Here is a 15,926-nt window from a genome sequence, read left to right on the forward strand (position 1 = left end):
GGCCGGTGCGCGCCCTCACCCCCGCCGATCCGTCCACGGTCGGCGGACACCGGCTGCTGGGCCGGCTCGGCTCCGGCGGCATGGGCACCGTCTACCTCGGCCGCTCCCCGGCGGGCACCCTGCTTGCGGTCAAGGTCATCCGGGCCGACCATGCCGCCGACCCGGCCTTCCGGGCCCGGTTCCGCCGCGAGGCGGAGGCCGCCGGACGGCTGTCCGGACGCTGGGTGGTGCCGGTGGTCGCCGCCGACCCGGACGCCCGCGAACCCTGGCTGGCGACCCCGTTCGTCCCCGGGCCCTCGCTGTCCGAGGCGGTCGGCGCGTACGGTCCGCTGCCCGCCGGAACCGTCCGCACGCTCGGCGCCCGGCTCGCCGAGGCACTCGCCGAGGTGCACGCCGCCGGACTGGTCCACCGGGACGTCAAGCCGGGCAACATCCTGCTCGCCCTGGACGGGCCGCGGCTGATCGACTTCGGGATCGCGCGGGAGGCGGGGGCGCCGACCCTGACGGCCGTGGACGCGGTGATCGGGACCCCGGGGTACCTGGCCCCGGAACAGGCCCGCACGGGCGGGCCCGAACCCTCGCCGGCGAGTGACGTGTTCTCCCTGGGCTGCGTCCTGGTGTACGCGGCGACCGGCCGCGGCCCGTTCGGCGGCGGCCATCCGGCGGCGGTGGTCTTCCGTACGGTGCACGACGACCCCGACCTGAACGACCTCCCGGAGCCCCTACGCCCGGCCGTCACAGCCTGCCTGTCCAAGACCCCGGCCTCCCGCCCGACTCCGTTTGCCCTGACCACCCTTTTGACCCCGGCCACGGATGCGGGCGTGCGCCTTTCCGGCTCCGCCGGGGTGTCGGCGGCTGCCGCCGGGCGGGAGCGCGTCGGGGACGGCCGGGCCGCCGCGGGACCAGTCGGGTCCCCGGAGCGCGCGGACGCGGATGCGGTGACCCGTGACGCCGGTACGGGCACGCGCCCGGACGGCGGGTCCGGTTCCACCGAGCCGGCCGGGGCCGGGCAGGGCGCGGATGCGGAGACGGTCACCCGGTACCGGGGCGGGCAGGCGGACCGCAGCGGGGCTGCCGCCCCGGAGGACGCGCCGGACCCCGGGACCGCTGCCGAGGGCGCGGCGGCTGCCCGGTCGGGAATCGGCGAACCCGGGACCGGGGAGGTCGGGGGCGACTGGTTGCCCGGGGGGTTGCGGCGGCTTATTGCCGAGCGGTCCACCCGCGCCCTGGACCTGCCCGCCCCGGAGCCCACCCGGATCGACCCGCCGGCCGCCGAAGCCGCCACACCCCGGTCCCTCACCCGCCGCCGGTTCCTCGTCGCCGGCGGCGCCCTGCTGGCCGTAGGTGCAGCCGCACCGGCCGTCTGGCTCGGCACCCGCGGACGCGGCTCTGGCACGGCAACTCCGCCGCCCCCCGACCGACCCACCCTGACCCTGGCCCTGCAGGCCGATCTCACCGGCCCCGGCAAAGCCACCGGCCAGGCCCACGAGCGCGGCATGCAGCTGGCCGTGGCCCAGCACAACGCCCGCCCCGACGCCCCCTTCCGGCTCGCGCTACGGGTCGTGGACGACCGGGGGGACGCCACCCGCGCCGAGCAGGCGGTCAAGGAGCTGGCCGCCGACCCCGCCGTGATCGGCCTCGTCGGACCCACCTGGCCGGCGGCCGTGGTCGGCCTCGCCGCCGCCTGCCACGCCGCGGACCTCCCCCTCCTGACGGTCTCGGTGGACACCCCCGAGCGCCCCATGGCGGACACGCGCACCCTGTGCACCACCCGCCCCGACGACAGCCAGCTCTCCCTGACCGTCATCCACTACCTCAGCACGGTCCGGCCCTCCCGCCGCATCGCCGTGGTGGAGCAGCAAGAGGACGGCGACACCGCCTGGCAGCTGGTCCGGAGCCTGAGCCAAACCCCGCCCGAAGGTGCCGAGGTGACGGGCCATCGGGTGCCGCGCGGCGCGGCCTTCGGGCCCGCCGTGCGGGAGCTGACCGCGCAGCGCGCCGAGGCCGTCGTCTTCGCCGGCACCTCCCCGCAGCGCGCCGCCGAGCTGGCCCGCACCCTGGCCGACGCCGGGTTCACCGGCCCCCGCGTCGGCGTGCAGCACATCATGGAGCCCGCCTTCCTCACTGCGGCCGGACCTGCCGCCGAGGGCTGGGTGATCGGCTCCTTCTTCACCGACCCGCTCGCGGTCCCGGCAGCCGCCGCGTTCGTCTCGGCGTACCGGGCCGCGTACGGAGAACCGCCCGCCCGCTGGGCCACCGAGGCCTACGACGCCGTCGGCTTCCAGGCCGCGGCCCTGACCGGCCTGGAGGGCGAGGGCCGCGACCGCGCCGGCCTGGCCCGCCGGATTTTCCGCACGCCTTACCAGGGCCTGGCCAAACCCCTCGAGTTCGATGTGAACACCCACGCCCTGACCTGGAAACGCACCGCCCACCTCTACCGCGTGGCCTCCGGCGGCTACCGCTACCTCGGCATCTACACGGACGTCCGCACCGACCCCTGACCGCCACCGCCCCGCGACCAGCGCAGGAACTCCTCCAGCGGCCAGGTGTTGACCACCCGCTCCGCCGGTACCCCGCACTCCTCGGCGCGGGCGCACCCGTACACCTGCCAGCCGAGCTGCCCCGGCGCATGCGCATCGGTGTCGACGGCGAACAGCACGCCCGCCGACACCGCCTGCCGCAGCAGCCGCCGCGGCGGGTCCAGCCGCTCCGGGCGGCTGTTGATCTCCACCGCGGTGCCTGCCTCCGCGCAGGCCGCGAACACCTCCTCGGCGTCGAACTCCGATTCCGGCCGGCCCCGGCCCGTGATCAGCCGGCCGGTGCAGTGCCCCAGGATGTCCGCATGCGGATCACGGACCGCCGCCACCATGCGCCGGGTCATCGCCCGCCGGTCCATCCGCAGTTTCGAATGCACCGACACCACGACCACGTCCAGCCGGTCCAGCAGGTCCGGCTCCTGGTCCAGCGAACCGTCGTCGAGGATGTCGCACTCGATGCCCGTCAGCAGCCGGAACGGCGCCCAGGTCCCGTTGAGTGCCGCCACCACGTCCAACTGCTCCCGCAGCCGTTCCGGGGACAGCCCCCGGGCCACCGTCAGCCGCGGTGAGTGGTCGGTCAGGGCCGCCCAGGCGTGCCCGAGCCCGGCCGCCGCCGCGGCCATGTCCTCGATGGTGCTGCCACCGTCCGACCAGTCCGAATGCAGATGGCAGTCCCCGCGCAGCGCCGCCCGCAGCGTCTCGCCCCGGCCGTCGGTGGTCAACGGCCGGTCGGCCTCCTCCTCCAGCCGCTGGAGGTACTCGGGGATCCGCCCGGCCAGCGCCTCCGCGATCACCCCGGCCGTCTTCGGCCCGATGCCCTTGACCGCCTCCAGCGTCCCGGCCGCGGCCCGCTCGGCGGCCTCTCCCTCGGCCATCTCCGCGACCCGGGCGGCGGCCGTACGGAAGGCCTGTACCCGGTACGTGGGCGCCTGGGCGCGCTCCAACAGGAACGCGATCCGCCGCAACGCCGCCACCGGATCCATCGGAGCTCACCTCCCGGTGATTCTCAGGATCGCACCGGCGGGTGGACGGTGCAGCGGGGCCGGTCCCGGATGCGGGCGGCGGGCGGTGGCCGCAAGGTGGGTGGCATGGGAATCGAGGACTACGGCGGCGGCCCCGGCACCCAGGCCGGGGTGCTGGTCGTCACGACCAATGACGTGCCCGGCTACCGGGTCCAGCAGGTCATCGGCGAAGTGTTCGGTCTGACCGTCCGCTCCCGCCACCTGGGCAGCCAGATCGGCGCAGGCCTGAAGTCGATGATCGGCGGCGAGCTCAAGGGACTCACCAAGACCCTGGTGGAGACCCGCAACCAGGCGATGGAACGGCTGATCGAGCAGGCCCGGGCCCGTGGCGCGAACGCCGTGCTGATGATGCGGTTCGATGTGACCGACGCCGCCGACGTGGGCACCGAGGTGTGCGCCTACGGCACCGCCGTGGTCATTGCCCCCGAGAGCTGACCTCCCCGGGGAGTTCGTAGTCGAAGGTGTACGCGACCGAGACCTCGCCGTGCCGGTACGTGAAGCCGCCGCTGCCGCGCAGGCCGGTCAGCTCGCCGGTGCCCGAGCCCGGCACCACCTCGAAGGTGCAGCGGGTCCCCTCGGCGTCGAAGCCGCCGCGCTCCTCCAGGACGAAGGAGCCCTTGCGGCCGTCGACGCTGCCGGTCAGGACCTCCATCCCGGCGTAGGTCCCGACGGACTCCCCGACGTACGCAATGGTGTAGCTGCAGCGGGTGCCGGCCGCCTCGATGCCGCCGGAGAAGGTGTTCGTGACGGTGGCCCGGGCGAGGCGCGGCAGCACGCCGTTCGATTCCCCGACGGGCTCCTCCGCCCAGTCGGCGAAGCCGAACCGGCCGTCGGTGTGGGTGGCCGCGGTCGTGTTCGTGTTCATGGGGGGTGTCCTCTCGACGAGCGGGGGAGGGGGTCTCCGCGGACCATGCTGGGCGGCATACCTGACACCTCTTGTCAGGTACGTCGGCAGGCCGACGACAATGGCCCATGCGTGCCGACCGGTTGATCTCCCTCCTCCTGCTGCTCCAGAACCGCGGCCGGATGACCGCGCCCGAACTCGCCGCGGAACTGGAGGTGTCGGTCCGCACCGTCTACCGGGACGTCGAAGCCCTCGGCGCCGCGGGCGTCCCCGTCGTGGCCGACCGCGGACCGGCCGGCGGCTACCGGCTGCTGGACGGCTACCGGACCCGGCTGACCGGACTGACCGGCGCCGAGGCCGATTCGCTCTCCTTCGCCGGAGCACCCGGCCCCGCACACGAACTCGGCCTCGGCGCCGACCTCGCCACCGCACGCCTCAAGCTGGAGGCGGCCCTGCCGGCCGGCTTGGCCGGCCGGGTCCGGCACATCCAAGAGCGGTTCCACCTGGACGCCCCGGCCTGGTTCCGGGACGCCGACCCGGTTCCGGAGCTGGCCCGGATCGCCCAGGCCGTCTGGGACCAGCGCGTGCTGCACGCGGACTACCGGCGGTGGCGGGGCGAGGTGCACCGGGAGCTGCAGCCACTCGGCCTCGTCCTGAAAGGGGGCATCTGGTACCTGGTCGCGCGTTCGGACGGGTCGGTGCGCAGCTACCGGGTGTCCCGCTTCCTGTCCGTGACGGTGGGCCAGGAGTCCTTCGACCGCCCCGAGGGCTTCGACCTGGCCGGGTACTGGCAGGACTCCGCCGGCCGGCTGGAGGCCGCCCGCTACCGGCAGACCGCACGGGTACGGCTGTCGCCGCAGGCCCGGAAGCTGCTGCCGATGCAGTTCGGGGCGGCGGGGGTGCGCGCGCTGGCCGGGGCCCGCCCGGCGGACCCGGACGGCTGGGCCGAGGTGGACCTGCCCGTCGAATCGGACCCGGTCGCGGTGTCCGACCTGCTGCGCCTCGGCCCGGAGGCCGAGGTCCTGGCCCCGCCCGCGCTCAGGGCGGCCATGCGCGAGGCGACCGCCCTCCTCGCCGCCCGCTACGGCGCCGCCCCCCGCTGACACCGGCCGAAAGAATATTTTCGGGAACGCGGCAACCTCCCGGGAAGTCGCGCGTCGTGCGGGGGTGAAGGGGCGCAGTCCGGCGCCCTCGACCCGAACTGGGAGAGCACCTTGATGAACCTGAAGCGGGCCGGCGTGGTCCTCGCCGCCGTCGGAGCGCTGGCCGCCACGGCCGGACCGGCCTTCGCTGCGGACGGGCCGTCCGCCAAGCCCTCGGCTGCGCCGAGCGCCATGCCGAGCGTGCCGCCGAGCGCCACCCCCAGTGCCGCGCCGACCGCCCGGCCGAGCGTGCCGCCGACGCCGGTCCCCAGCACCCCGCCGACCCGGCCCACCCCGTCCGTCAGCACGCCGCCGAGCGAGACCGGGGCCCCCGGTCCGGCCGTCAGCTCCCCGGCCCCGGCCCCCGCCTCCGGTGCACCCGAGCTCGCGCATACTGGGGCCGACGCCACCAACACCATGCTCGGTGCGGGCGCGGCCGGCCTGGTGGCCGTCGGCGCCGGCGCGCTCTACGCCGTGCGGCGCCGCGCCCACCGCTGACGTGCACCACCCGAGGAGCCTTGTGCTGCACCCCGCACTGCCGCTCCGTCCCGCCACGCCCGGTTTCCGCCGGGCGTGGCGGGGCGGGGCCTTTGGCATGCGCGCACTGCTGGGCGGGCTGCTGCGGCGCGAGCGGCTCGCACCGCAGCGCCCGCCCGCGCCCGAAATCCCGTACGCAGACCCGTACGGCCCTGTCGGCGTGGGCAGCGCCGTCGGGGAACCGTCGCGCCCGCCCACCGTCAGCGAGCTCTACCACGCCCACCGGCTCCGCATGGTCCGGCTGGCCGTCCTGCTCGTCGACGACCTGGCCACCGCCGAGGACGTGGTGCAGGACGCCTTCACCGCCCTCTACCGGCGGCACGGCGAGCACATCAGCGAGGTGGACAACGCGCTCGGCTACCTGCGCACCGCCGTGGTCAACACCTCCCGGTCGGTGCTGCGCCGCCGCCGTACCGCCCGCGCCTGGACCCCGCCCGCCCCGGGCGAGATGCCCTCCGCGGAGGAGCGCGTGGTCCTGGACGAGGCACACCGCGAGGTGCTCGCCGCCCTCGGCCGGCTCACCCCGCGCCGCCGCCAGGTGCTGGTCCTGCGCTACTGGGCCGAGCTCAGCGAGGCGGAGATAGCCGACACCCTCGGGATCAGCCGGGGTGCGGTCAAGTCCAACGCCAGCCGGGCGCTGGACGCGCTGGAACGGATCCTGGAGGGACGGGTATGACGGAGACGGAAGACCCCGTGGACATCGAACGGCGGCTGCGGCAGGCGTTCGCGGCCCGCGCGGACGCGGTCACCGTCCGCGACCTGCGCCCCGCCGACCCGCCGGGCCCGCACCTGCGCCGGCTCCCGGCGATCCGGTGGCGGCGCTTCATGCTGCCGCTGGCGGTGCCCGCGGCGGCGGCTGCCGCCGTGGCCGGGTACCTGTTCCTGGCCGGCCCGGACCAGAGCCCGGCGCCGCGCCCGGTGCCCCCTGCCGCCCCGCCGGAGATCGGCCCGCCCGCCACGACCACCGGCCCGGTGCCGAGCCCCTCGGAGCCGAGTCGGGCTACGTCGAGCCGGCCGAACCCCGGCGCGTCGAGCCGGCCGACCCCGGCCGCGTCGAGCCCGCCCAGGTCGGGCCCGGCCGTTGCGCCCACGCCCGAGACCTCCCGGCCGCAGCCGCCCGGCTCTTCGGCCGTGCCGAGCCGGCCGGGCGGTTCGCCGCCCCCGGCCACGCCGAGCGCTACGCCTTGAGCTGCTCCACGGCCGTGACCAGCGGCGCGAGCTCCGGGTTCCGGGCCGCCGCGTCCAGGGCCTCGCGGAGCGCCGCGTTGTTCGTGGGCCGGGCGGCGGCCAGCAGCGCCAGCCCGGCCTCGCTCACGTTCGTGTAGATGCCCCGCCGGTCCGTGGGGCACAGGTAGCGGGCCAGCAGGCCGCGCTCCTCCAGCCGGGTCACCAGCCGGGTGGTCGCACTCTGACTGAGTACCACCGCGTCGGCCACCTGCTTCATCTGCAGGTGGCCGCCCGGCCCGTCGTGCTGCCTGCTGAGGACGTCCAGCAGTGAGTACTCGCGCACGCTGAGGCCGTGCCCGGCCTGCAGGGCCCGCTCGATGTGCGCCTCGATCCGGCCGTGCAGGAGCGAGAGGGCGCACCAGCCCTGGGAGAGGGCGGTCAGGGCGCTGTCCGTCGCCGTCATGGGCCGGCTCCTTCGTCTTCTGCCTGCGTCACGCATCTTCTGCATGCGTCGCGGTGCCTCCAGGATAGGACACTTCCGCGATAGCCCGCGCTTGCAAGTATCCCGCGCATGCAATTAATGTGGATGCAAGTAAAGCCCGCTTCCGCGGCCCCGCCAAGGACACTGGACACTCCCCATGCCCCTCGCCCTGCTCGCCCTCGCCATCGGCGCCTTCGGTATCGGCACCACCGAATTCGTCATCATGGGCCTCCTCCCCGAGGTCGCCGCCGACTACGGCGTGACCATCCCCACCGCCGGATTCCTGGTCACCGGATACGCCCTCGGCGTTGTCCTCGGCGCCCCGCTGATGACCGTCCTCGGCACCCGTATCCCCCGCAAGCGCATGCTGATGCTGCTGATGGGCCTCTTCATCGCCGGCAACCTGCTCTCCGCGCTCGCCCCCGCCTTCGGCGTCATGCTGGCCGGCCGGGTGGTGGCCTCCCTCGCGCACGGCGCCTTCTTCGGCATCGGCGCGGTGGTCGCCGCCGAACTCGTCGCCCCCGCCAAGCGGGCCGACGCCATCGCGCTGATGTTCACCGGCCTCACCGTGGCCAACGTGGTCGGCGTCCCGCTCGGCACCCTCGTCGGCCAGCACCTCGGCTGGCGCGTCACCTTTGTGATCGTCGCCGCCCTCGGCGTGCTCGGCCTGCTCGGCATCGCCCGCCTGGTCCCCGAACTGCCCCGCCCCGAAGGCGTCCGGGTCCGCCACGAGCTCGCCGCCTTCAAGAACGTCCAGGTACTGCTCGCCATGGGAATGACCGTGCTCGGCTTCGGCGGGGTCTTCGCCGCCATCACCTACATCACCCCGATGATGACCGAGGTCGCCGGCTTCGCCGACACCTCCGTGACCTGGCTGCTGGTCCTCCTCGGCCTCGGCATGGTGGCCGGCAACCTCATCGGCGGCCGGTTCGCCGACCGCGCCCTCATGCCCATGCTGTACGCCTCGCTCGGCGCGCTCGCCCTGCTCCTGGCCCTCTTCACGCTCACCGCGCACACCAAGGCGGGCGCGGCCGTGACCCTGGTCCTCATCGGCGCCCTGGGCTTCGCGACCGTCCCGCCGCTCCAGAAGCGGGTCCTCGACCAGGCCGCCGGCGCCCCCACCCTCGCCTCCGCCATGAACATCGGCGCCTTCAACCTCGGCAACGCCCTCGCCGCCTGGCTCGGCGGGCTGGTCATCTCGGCCGGCCTCGGCTGGACCGCCCCGAACTGGGTCGGCGCCGCCCTCGCCGCCGCGGCACTCGCCCTCGCCGTGCTCTCCGGCGCCCTGGAACGCCGTACGGGCCACCGGCCGGGCCGCATCGCCGGCGCCGGGGCACCCTCCGCGACCCCCGCACCCGTCCCGGCCCCGCACTGACCGTCCGGGTCGCGCCCTCCCGTGCCGCGTGGCACGTTGGTACGGGGGAACAGGTGCATGATGATGCGGCAGCCCAGGAAGCACAGGAGGAACCGGCTCATCGCGACGGCAGCCGTCGCGATGACACTCACCCTTGCCGTCCCCGGCTGCAGCAGCGGCGCAGGCCCCGACGACCCCCGCAGCCCGGCCGCCCCCGGCCGGACCACCGCACCCCCCGGCAGCGCCCTGGCCCCCGGCGATCCGCAGCCGGCGCCGGTCCCCGCGCCGACGCCCTCGCCCACGTACCCGCTGTCCACGGCCCCGGACACGGTCCCCGCCGTCCGCGAGCACACCCCGGCCCGCGGCCCCGGCTGGCGGCCCGCCGAAGGCGCCCGGGTGGTGGTCGACGCGAACAGCCCCGGCCTCACCGACGAAGGGCAGCTGCTCGCCCGCGAGATGGGACTGGGCTTCGGCGGAACCGCCGCGCCCCGCCGGGGCGACGTCCGGCTCGCCCTCGGCGCACCAGGCTCCGGCACCCCCGAGTCGTACACCCTGACCGTCCGCGACGGGCAGGCCACCGTCACCGGCCCCGACGAGGCCGGCGTGTTCTACGGCACCCGCACCCTCAAACAGGCCGTGCGGACCGACGGTTCACTCGGCGAGGGAACCATCAAGGACCGGCCCGCCAAGCCCCAGCGCGGACTCAACCTCGACATCGCCCGCAAACACTTCACCCCCGACTGGATCGAGAACCGGCTGCGCGAGATGGCCGATCTCAAACTCAACCAGCTCGGCCTGCACTTCTCCGACGACCAGGCCTTCCGGATCGAATCCACCAGTCACCCCGAGATCGTCTCCACCCCGCACCTCACCAAGGCCCAGGTCCGCCGCATCGTGGCCCTCGCCAAGAGCCTGCACATCGACGTGGTCCCCGAAATCGACTCGCCCGGCCACCTCGGCGCCGTCCTGAAGGCCCACCCGCAGCTCCAGCTGCGCGATGTCAACGGCCGCGCCGTCCCGGGCGCCGTGGACATCTCCAACCCGGCCGCCGGCAAACTCGTCGACGAACTGCTCCGCGAATACCAGCCGCTGTTCCCCGCCCGAGCCTGGCACCTGGGGGCCGACGAATACCAAGCCCTCACCCGGAGCAACCCCGAGGCGTCCTTCCCGCAGCTCGCCCGGGCCGCCCAGCAGCGGTACGGGGCCGGGGCTCGGGTACAGGACCTGGCCACGGGCTGGCTCAACGACCGCGCGGACGTGGTCCGCCCGTCCGGCAAACAGCTCAAGGCCTGGAACGACGGCTTCTTCGGGGGCGGCATAGCCCGCCCCGCCCGGGACATCCAGGCCGAGTACTGGACCGGCAAGGAGATAGGCGCCCGGCCGCCGCTGCCTTACCTGGCCGAGGGCCGCAAGGTGGTCAACCTCAACGACGAGTACCTGTACTACGTACTCGGCGAACCCAACGAGTTCACCTACCCCACCGGCCGCCGGATCTACGAGCAGTGGAACCCGCTGGTACTCCGCGGCACCACCCCGGTGCCGGCCCGCTACCAGGACCAGATCCTCGGCGCCCGGCTCGCCGTCTGGGCCGACCTGGCCCGCTCCCAGACCCAGGCCCAGGTGGCCGACGGGATCCGGCTGCCGCTGGCCGCCCTGTCCCAGAAGGTGTGGGACGAACGGCCGCCGAAGCCGACCTGGAACGAGTTCACCGCCCTGGTCGACCGCGCCGGCCGCGCCCCCTGACCTTCCGGTCAGCTGCCCTCGGTGATCGCCGGGGCCGGCTCGTGCTTGTAGTTCACCGCACCGAAGTGGGTCTTGACGTAGCTCTCCCAGGACCCGTCCTGGAACATCTTGCGCAGTGCCGCGTTGATCTTCGTCTGGAGTTCGGTGTCGCCCTTCTTCAGGCCGATCCCGTACTTCTCGTTGCTCAGGTTCAGGCCGGTGAGCTTGAACTTGCCCTGGTTGATCTCCTGGGCGGCGTACCCGGCGAGGATCGCGTTGTCCGTGGTCATCGCGTCCAGGACGCTCTCCTTGAGCGCGGTCACGCACTCGGAGTACCCGCCGACCTCCGTGATCTGCGCCTTCGGGGCGAGCTTGGTCCGGATGTTCTCGGCGGAGGTGGAGCCGGTGACCGAGCAGAGGTTCTTGGTGTTCAGGTCCTCGGCCTTGGTGATGCCGGTCTCCGTGCTCCGGACCAGCAGGTCCTGGTGGGCCACGAAGTAGGGGCCCGCGAAGTCGACCTTCGCCTTGCGCTTCTCGTTGATCGAGTAGCTCGCGACGATGAACTCGACCTCGTTGTACTGGAGCATCAGCTCCCGGTCGGAGCTGAAGACCTGCTTGAACTCGATCCGGTCCGGGGTGTAGCCGAGCTCCTTGGCGACATAGCGGGCCACGTCCACATCGAATCCGGTGAACTTGCCTCCGGGCTCCCGCAGCCCGAGACCCGGCTGGTCGAACTTGATCCCGATGGAGATCTTGGGCATGTCTTCGGCGTCTTTGCCGCACCCGGAAGCGGTCAGGACGAGTACGGTCACTGCGGCGACCGCACCGGCCTTGGAAACCTTCATCATGGACTTTCGATCGATCGAATGGGGGGTTCTTGAGGAAGCTAGAAAGGCCATGCGCGCAGCGTCACTAGTTCTGAGGAAAACTTGAGGATAACGATCCGGTTCGGCCGAAGATCCTGCGGCCGTGGCGGGCGGGGAGCGGAGGCACGAGGATGGCTGGTTCCGTACGGATCGAGGGGAATGCCCTGCTGTTGGGCGGCGGGGTACAGGTGCGGTTCATCCGGACGCTGCGGCTGCCGGAGTCGGGCACGCATCCGCTGCCACCGGGCATCGGGGAGTTCCCGCTGCGGCGGATCGAGGACTGCCCCGGCCCGGTGCCCGAGGAGTGGCGGGCCCGCGGCGGCGTGATCCTGCCGGTGTACCTGAGGGAGGCGATGTGGCTGAGTTTCGGCGGCAGCCGCGAGCCCGCCGCCCTGCAGATCGGGGTGGGCAAGGTGTGCGCCGTCTCGGGGGAGCGGTGGACCGGACGGCTGGCGCGGCGCCCGCAGAACTACGTGGTGCTGCCTCGGCAGCCGTGGCTGGACGGCATCAACTCCGGCAGCGGGACCGTCCGCCAGTTCGTCGCCGTGCCGCTCGGGCTGGGCGCCACCGTGGAGGGCCAGGTCACGGGCGAGGAGACCACCGGCGGGGTGCAGCTCCAGGCCTTCCCGCTGTCCGGGCCGCTGCTCGCCGAATGGCGGGAGGAGCAGCGCCGGCTCGCGGCCCGGCAGGAGGAGCAGCGGGCCCGGGCGCGGGCGGCGTACGGCGGCGGCCCCGGCGGCGCACCCGGAGCCCCCGGCGGCCCGCCGCCCATGCCCGCCATGGCGCCGGGAGGCTACGGAGCGGCGCCGATGGCCGTACCGCCGCCCGGAGCCCCCGCTGCCGCGCCCGCGGCCATGGGCCTGGGCGTCGGCGGCTCCATGAAGCAGGAGGTCTACCAGGACGAACGGCCGCTGTCCGACTGGTCGGCGGACCCGGCCGGACGCGTCTTCGTCCACCTGGTGACCCCGCCCGAGTGGCAGCGCATCACCGGCGAGCCGGCCCCGCCCTCCCCGGTCGACCGGGCCGCCTACACCCGGGCCGGGCTGCCCTGGTTCGACTACTACGACCAGGACGGCGCCGACCTCGCCCCGAGCGACACCCTCGGCCAGGTCAAGCCCGTGGGCGACTGGCTCGGCGAGGACCACACCCCGTGGGTGCCGCCCGTCCCTGGCCAGGTCAAGCCGCTGGGCGACGTACCGCCGGGGAAGCCGGTGACCGACGGAAACTGGTGACGGCCTGAGGGGGCGGGAACCGGCCATCCGCCGGCCCGCCGCCTGGCTGCCGGGGGCCGCCCGCGCTTCACTGCGGGGCCATGAGACGACAGAGGATCACGGGTCTGCTGGGCGGACTCCTGCTCGCGGCAGGCTCGTTGCTCGGTACGGGTACTCCGGCCGCGGCCGACACCCCGCCCCCGCCGCCCGAGTTCGGCAGTGACTGGCACGACCCGCTCACCGCCGCCCCGCCCGTGGACAGGCCCGCAACCCGGTCCTGCACCCTTACCCTCGCCGAGGCACAGTTCCGCGACTTCACCCCGTACCAGGGGAGTTACGCCCCGCCCGCCGACTGCGCCGGCCCCTGGGCCAAGGTGGTGCTGCGGCTCGACGGCAAGGTCAAGGGCCGCCAGTACGACCGGCTCGGCAACCTCACCCTCGGCGGGGTCGAGATCCTCCGCACCTCCACCCCGCAGCCCTCACCCGACGGCATCACCTGGTCGGTGGAGAAGGACGTCACCCGCTACCGCGACGTCCTCAGCCGCCCGCAGCCCGTCGAGATGCTCATCGGCAACGTCGTCAACGACACCTACACCGGCGTCATCGACGTCAAGGCGACCCTGACCTTCCACGCCGCCGAAGGCCCGGTCCGGCCCGCCGCCACCCCCGACCGGGTGCTCCCGCTCACCGGCGACACCCTCACCACCCCGCGCAACACCGAACGCATCCTCGCCGAGGTGTACGCCACCGGCTCCGGCGGCGGCTGCGAGGAGTACTGGTACCTGACCGTCCCGGACGCCGCCCCGTACTCCTGCAAGGCGGCCCAGGGCCCCTACCGCGAGGTCCGGATCGCCGTGGACGGCCGGCTCGCCGGCATCGCCGCGCCCTTCCCCACCGTCTGGACCGGCGGCTGGTCCAACCCCTTCCTCTGGTACGTCACCCCCGCACCCCGGGCCTTCGACGTACAGCCGGTGGTCTACGACCTCACCCCCTTCGCCGGACTCCTCAACGACGGCCGCCCGCACCGGATCGAGGTGTCCGTGGCCGGGGTACCGGCCGGGCAGACCGGCTGGAGCACCCCCGTGAACGTACTGCTGTGGCAGGACGAGGCACGGCAGGTCGTCACCGGCGCACTGACCCGCCACGAGGCGACCGAACCAGCCAACTCCTCGGTCCACACGGCCGGCCCGGAGCACCGGCTGGACACCCATGGCGGACACGGCCTGACCGTCGCCGGCTACCTGGACACCTCCCGCGGCCGGATCACGACCACCGTCACCCGTACGCTTGCGAACACTTCGGTGCACCGCTGGACGGAAGGCGAGAGCCGGGACGCGCTGACGGCGACCTGGACCGACCGGGAGACCGTGACCAGTGGCCGCACCACCACGCGCACCCAGCGCACCTACACCATGGACGGCGAGACCACCCTCGGCGCCGGGGACCGGCTGCGGACCGTCCTCGCCCTCGGAGACCGGGCGGACACCCTGACCCTGCGCGACGGCCGCCAGGTGTCCGTCGACCGGCTGGACCACCGCTACACCGGTGACGCCACCTACACCACCGGCGTCCCCCGCGACCAGCGGCACGCGGTCGGCACCGGCTCAGAGCGGTACCGGCGGTACGGCACGGCCGGCTGCTACGACCGGACCGTCGCCACCGCCCAGGGCACGGTCACCGAAGACCGCCGGCGCTGCTGAAGCGGGAGTAGGGTGGAACGACCGGTCGAGGAGGGGAAGTTCGATGAGCGGCAGCGGTGTACGCAAGAGCCTGGCCAAGGTCGAGGTCGCACTGAAGTGGGACCCGAGCCCGGCCGGCAGTCCGGCCAATGATCTCGACATCGTCGCCGCGGTGTACGCGGCGGACGGCCTCTATGACGCCCCGGTCCACCTGGTCCACTTCGGCCGCCGGTCCCCGGACGGCACCATCACCCTCAACCGGGACAGCCGTACGGGGCTGGGCTTCGGCTTCGACGAGGTGATGACCCTCGAACTGGACCGGATGAGTGACGCGCTGGCCCGGGTGGTGGTCGGTGTGGTGATCCAGGGCGGCGACGGCACGAAGACCTTCGGTGACATCGCGGGCACGGCCCTCCGCATCCGGGAGGGCCACACCGATCTCGGGTCCGACGACTTCGCGTCCGTGGCCACCGCCTCGGCGGCCACGGTCGTCGAGTTCGCCCGTGATGCCTCCGGCGGCTGGACCCTCCGTCCGGCGGTCCACGGATTCACCGCGGACCCGGAGGAGTTCACCCGCCTGATGGGCGCGGTCTGAGGCGGACCGGGCCCGGCTCGGCCGGTTTGCCTAGTAGGGCCCGTTCACGTTGTCGATCGAGCCGTAACGGGCGGCGGCGTAGTTGGCGGCGGCGGTGATGTTCGCGACCGGGTCGTAGGAGTCGAACGAGGTGCCCGGCACGTGGTACGCCTTGAAGGTCGGGTCGATGACCTGGAGCAGCCCCTTGCTGGGGATGCCGTTCTTCGCGTTGATGTCCCAGTTGTTGATCGCCCGCGGGTTGCCGCTGGACTCGCGCATGATGTTCTTGTGGATGCCCTGATAGGTGCCCGGAATGCCGTTTTTCGCCATAATGGCGAGGGATTCCTTGATCCAGCCGTCGAGGTTGTTCGCGTAGAGCGGGGTGCTGCGTGCGGTTCGGTCGGCCCGGGCCGACTCGGCGGCCCGGGCGGACGCGGCGGGGGCCTTGCCGTGCAGGGTGAGCTTGATCCCCGGGCGGAGCGCCGACGGGTCGTTGCCGATCACCGTGCGGTTGTCCTCGTAGAGCTTCTTCCAGCCGCCGGTCACGTCGTACTTCGCGGCGATCTTCGAAAGGGTGTCGCCGACCGCCACGGAATATATGCCGACGGCCTTTGCCGGCGCTACGGCGGCCTGTGCCCCGGTGGCTCCGACGAGCGGCAGAACCAGAGCGGCGCCGCCGGCCCCCGCGAGGAGGAATCCACGGGTGAGCGGGTTGTTCTTGGGGCGACGGTGCTTGCCTTTTCCGGTCATGGCGCAATTCCTCAGGTTTTCGGGTGACCCATCGGGATTG

The 15,926-nt window shown here is 73.6% G+C and carries 16 protein-coding genes; 11 read left to right on the forward strand and 5 right to left on the reverse strand.

Features of this window, described 5'->3' with window-relative positions:
• Positions 1-5: 5 nt before the first annotated feature.
• Positions 6-2,501, forward strand: coding sequence for a bifunctional serine/threonine-protein kinase/ABC transporter substrate-binding protein (locus ABT123_RS16905; protein ID WP_351314459.1), 2,496 nt, complete (start codon positions 6-8; stop codon positions 2,499-2,501).
• Here the strand turns inward: ABT123_RS16905 and ABT123_RS16910 are convergent.
• A complete protein-coding gene (locus ABT123_RS16910) occupies positions 2,474-3,520 on the reverse strand; it encodes a PHP domain-containing protein (RefSeq protein ID WP_351314462.1) in 1,047 nt (348 codons plus the stop codon). The two genes, ABT123_RS16905 and ABT123_RS16910, sit on opposite strands and share 28 nt — an antisense overlap.
• 105 nt (positions 3,521-3,625) lie before the next feature.
• Here ABT123_RS16910 and ABT123_RS16915 point away from each other — a divergent pair, with 105 nt between their 5' ends.
• Complete coding sequence (locus ABT123_RS16915; protein ID WP_351314465.1) at positions 3,626-3,994, forward strand: YbjQ family protein; 369 nt, start codon at positions 3,626-3,628, stop codon at positions 3,992-3,994.
• Here ABT123_RS16915 and ABT123_RS16920 read toward each other — a convergent pair.
• Positions 3,975-4,424, reverse strand: a complete 450-nt coding sequence (locus tag ABT123_RS16920) for a DUF3224 domain-containing protein (protein WP_351314468.1) — start codon at positions 4,422-4,424, stop codon at positions 3,975-3,977. The two genes, ABT123_RS16915 and ABT123_RS16920, sit on opposite strands and share 20 nt — an antisense overlap.
• 107 nt (positions 4,425-4,531) lie before the next feature.
• Here ABT123_RS16920 and ABT123_RS16925 point away from each other — a divergent pair, with 107 nt between their 5' ends.
• The 4 genes from ABT123_RS16925 (at position 4,532) to ABT123_RS16940 (ending at position 7,270) form a co-directional block, all read left to right on the forward strand.
• A complete protein-coding gene (locus ABT123_RS16925; protein ID WP_351314471.1) occupies positions 4,532-5,506 on the forward strand; it encodes a helix-turn-helix transcriptional regulator in 975 nt (324 codons plus the stop codon).
• A gap of 114 nt (positions 5,507-5,620) precedes the next feature.
• Positions 5,621-6,043: an LPXTG cell wall anchor domain-containing protein gene (locus ABT123_RS16930; protein WP_351314473.1), complete on the forward strand. Its 423-nt coding sequence runs from the start codon at positions 5,621-5,623 to the stop codon at positions 6,041-6,043.
• 97 nt (positions 6,044-6,140) lie between these two features.
• Positions 6,141-6,758: an RNA polymerase sigma factor gene (locus ABT123_RS16935; protein ID WP_351314476.1), complete on the forward strand. Its 618-nt coding sequence runs from the start codon at positions 6,141-6,143 to the stop codon at positions 6,756-6,758.
• Complete coding sequence (locus ABT123_RS16940; protein ID WP_351314479.1) at positions 6,755-7,270, forward strand: hypothetical protein; 516 nt, start codon at positions 6,755-6,757, stop codon at positions 7,268-7,270. The genes ABT123_RS16935 and ABT123_RS16940 overlap by 4 nt, the downstream gene beginning before the upstream one ends.
• Here the strand turns inward: ABT123_RS16940 and ABT123_RS16945 are convergent.
• Positions 7,260-7,712 carry a MarR family winged helix-turn-helix transcriptional regulator gene (locus ABT123_RS16945; RefSeq protein ID WP_351314482.1) on the reverse strand — a complete coding sequence of 151 codons (453 nt, stop codon included), beginning with the start codon at positions 7,710-7,712 and terminating at the stop codon, positions 7,260-7,262. The two genes, ABT123_RS16940 and ABT123_RS16945, sit on opposite strands and share 11 nt — an antisense overlap.
• Before the next feature lie 175 nt (positions 7,713-7,887).
• Here ABT123_RS16945 and ABT123_RS16950 point away from each other — a divergent pair, with 175 nt between their 5' ends.
• Positions 7,888-9,105: an MFS transporter gene (locus ABT123_RS16950; RefSeq protein WP_351314485.1), complete on the forward strand. Its 1,218-nt coding sequence runs from the start codon at positions 7,888-7,890 to the stop codon at positions 9,103-9,105.
• A 120-nt stretch (positions 9,106-9,225) separates the two neighbouring features.
• Positions 9,226-10,827, forward strand: a complete 1,602-nt coding sequence (locus tag ABT123_RS16955) for a beta-N-acetylhexosaminidase (protein ID WP_351314488.1) — start codon at positions 9,226-9,228, stop codon at positions 10,825-10,827.
• A gap of 8 nt (positions 10,828-10,835) precedes the next feature.
• Here ABT123_RS16955 and ABT123_RS16960 read toward each other — a convergent pair whose 3' ends face one another.
• Positions 10,836-11,651 (reverse strand): glutamate ABC transporter substrate-binding protein, encoded by an 816-nt coding sequence (locus ABT123_RS16960; RefSeq protein WP_351314826.1) that lies wholly within the window; start codon positions 11,649-11,651, stop codon positions 10,836-10,838.
• 152 nt (positions 11,652-11,803) lie between these two features.
• Here ABT123_RS16960 and ABT123_RS16965 point away from each other — a divergent pair, with 152 nt between their 5' ends.
• The 3 genes from ABT123_RS16965 to ABT123_RS16975 all read left to right on the forward strand — a co-directional run bounded on the left by ABT123_RS16965 (position 11,804) and on the right by ABT123_RS16975 (position 15,157).
• Positions 11,804-12,904, forward strand: coding sequence for a hypothetical protein (locus ABT123_RS16965; RefSeq protein ID WP_351314491.1), 1,101 nt, complete (start codon positions 11,804-11,806; stop codon positions 12,902-12,904).
• 80 nt (positions 12,905-12,984) lie between these two features.
• Entirely contained in the window at positions 12,985-14,583 is a 1,599-nt protein-coding gene (locus ABT123_RS16970; RefSeq protein ID WP_351314494.1) for a peptide-N4-asparagine amidase, read from the forward strand.
• Positions 14,584-14,626: 43 nt separating this feature from the next.
• Entirely contained in the window at positions 14,627-15,157 is a 531-nt protein-coding gene (locus ABT123_RS16975; protein ID WP_351314497.1) for a TerD family protein, read from the forward strand.
• 30 nt (positions 15,158-15,187) lie between these two features.
• Here the strand turns inward: ABT123_RS16975 and ABT123_RS16980 are convergent, their stop codons facing one another.
• Entirely contained in the window at positions 15,188-15,886 is a 699-nt protein-coding gene (locus ABT123_RS16980; RefSeq protein WP_351314500.1) for a transglycosylase SLT domain-containing protein, read from the reverse strand.
• Between the last annotated feature and the right edge of the window lie 40 nt (positions 15,887-15,926).

The organism is Streptomyces sp. NPDC002054, from assembly GCF_040296685.1.
Taxonomy (GTDB): domain Bacteria; phylum Actinomycetota; class Actinomycetes; order Streptomycetales; family Streptomycetaceae; genus Streptomyces.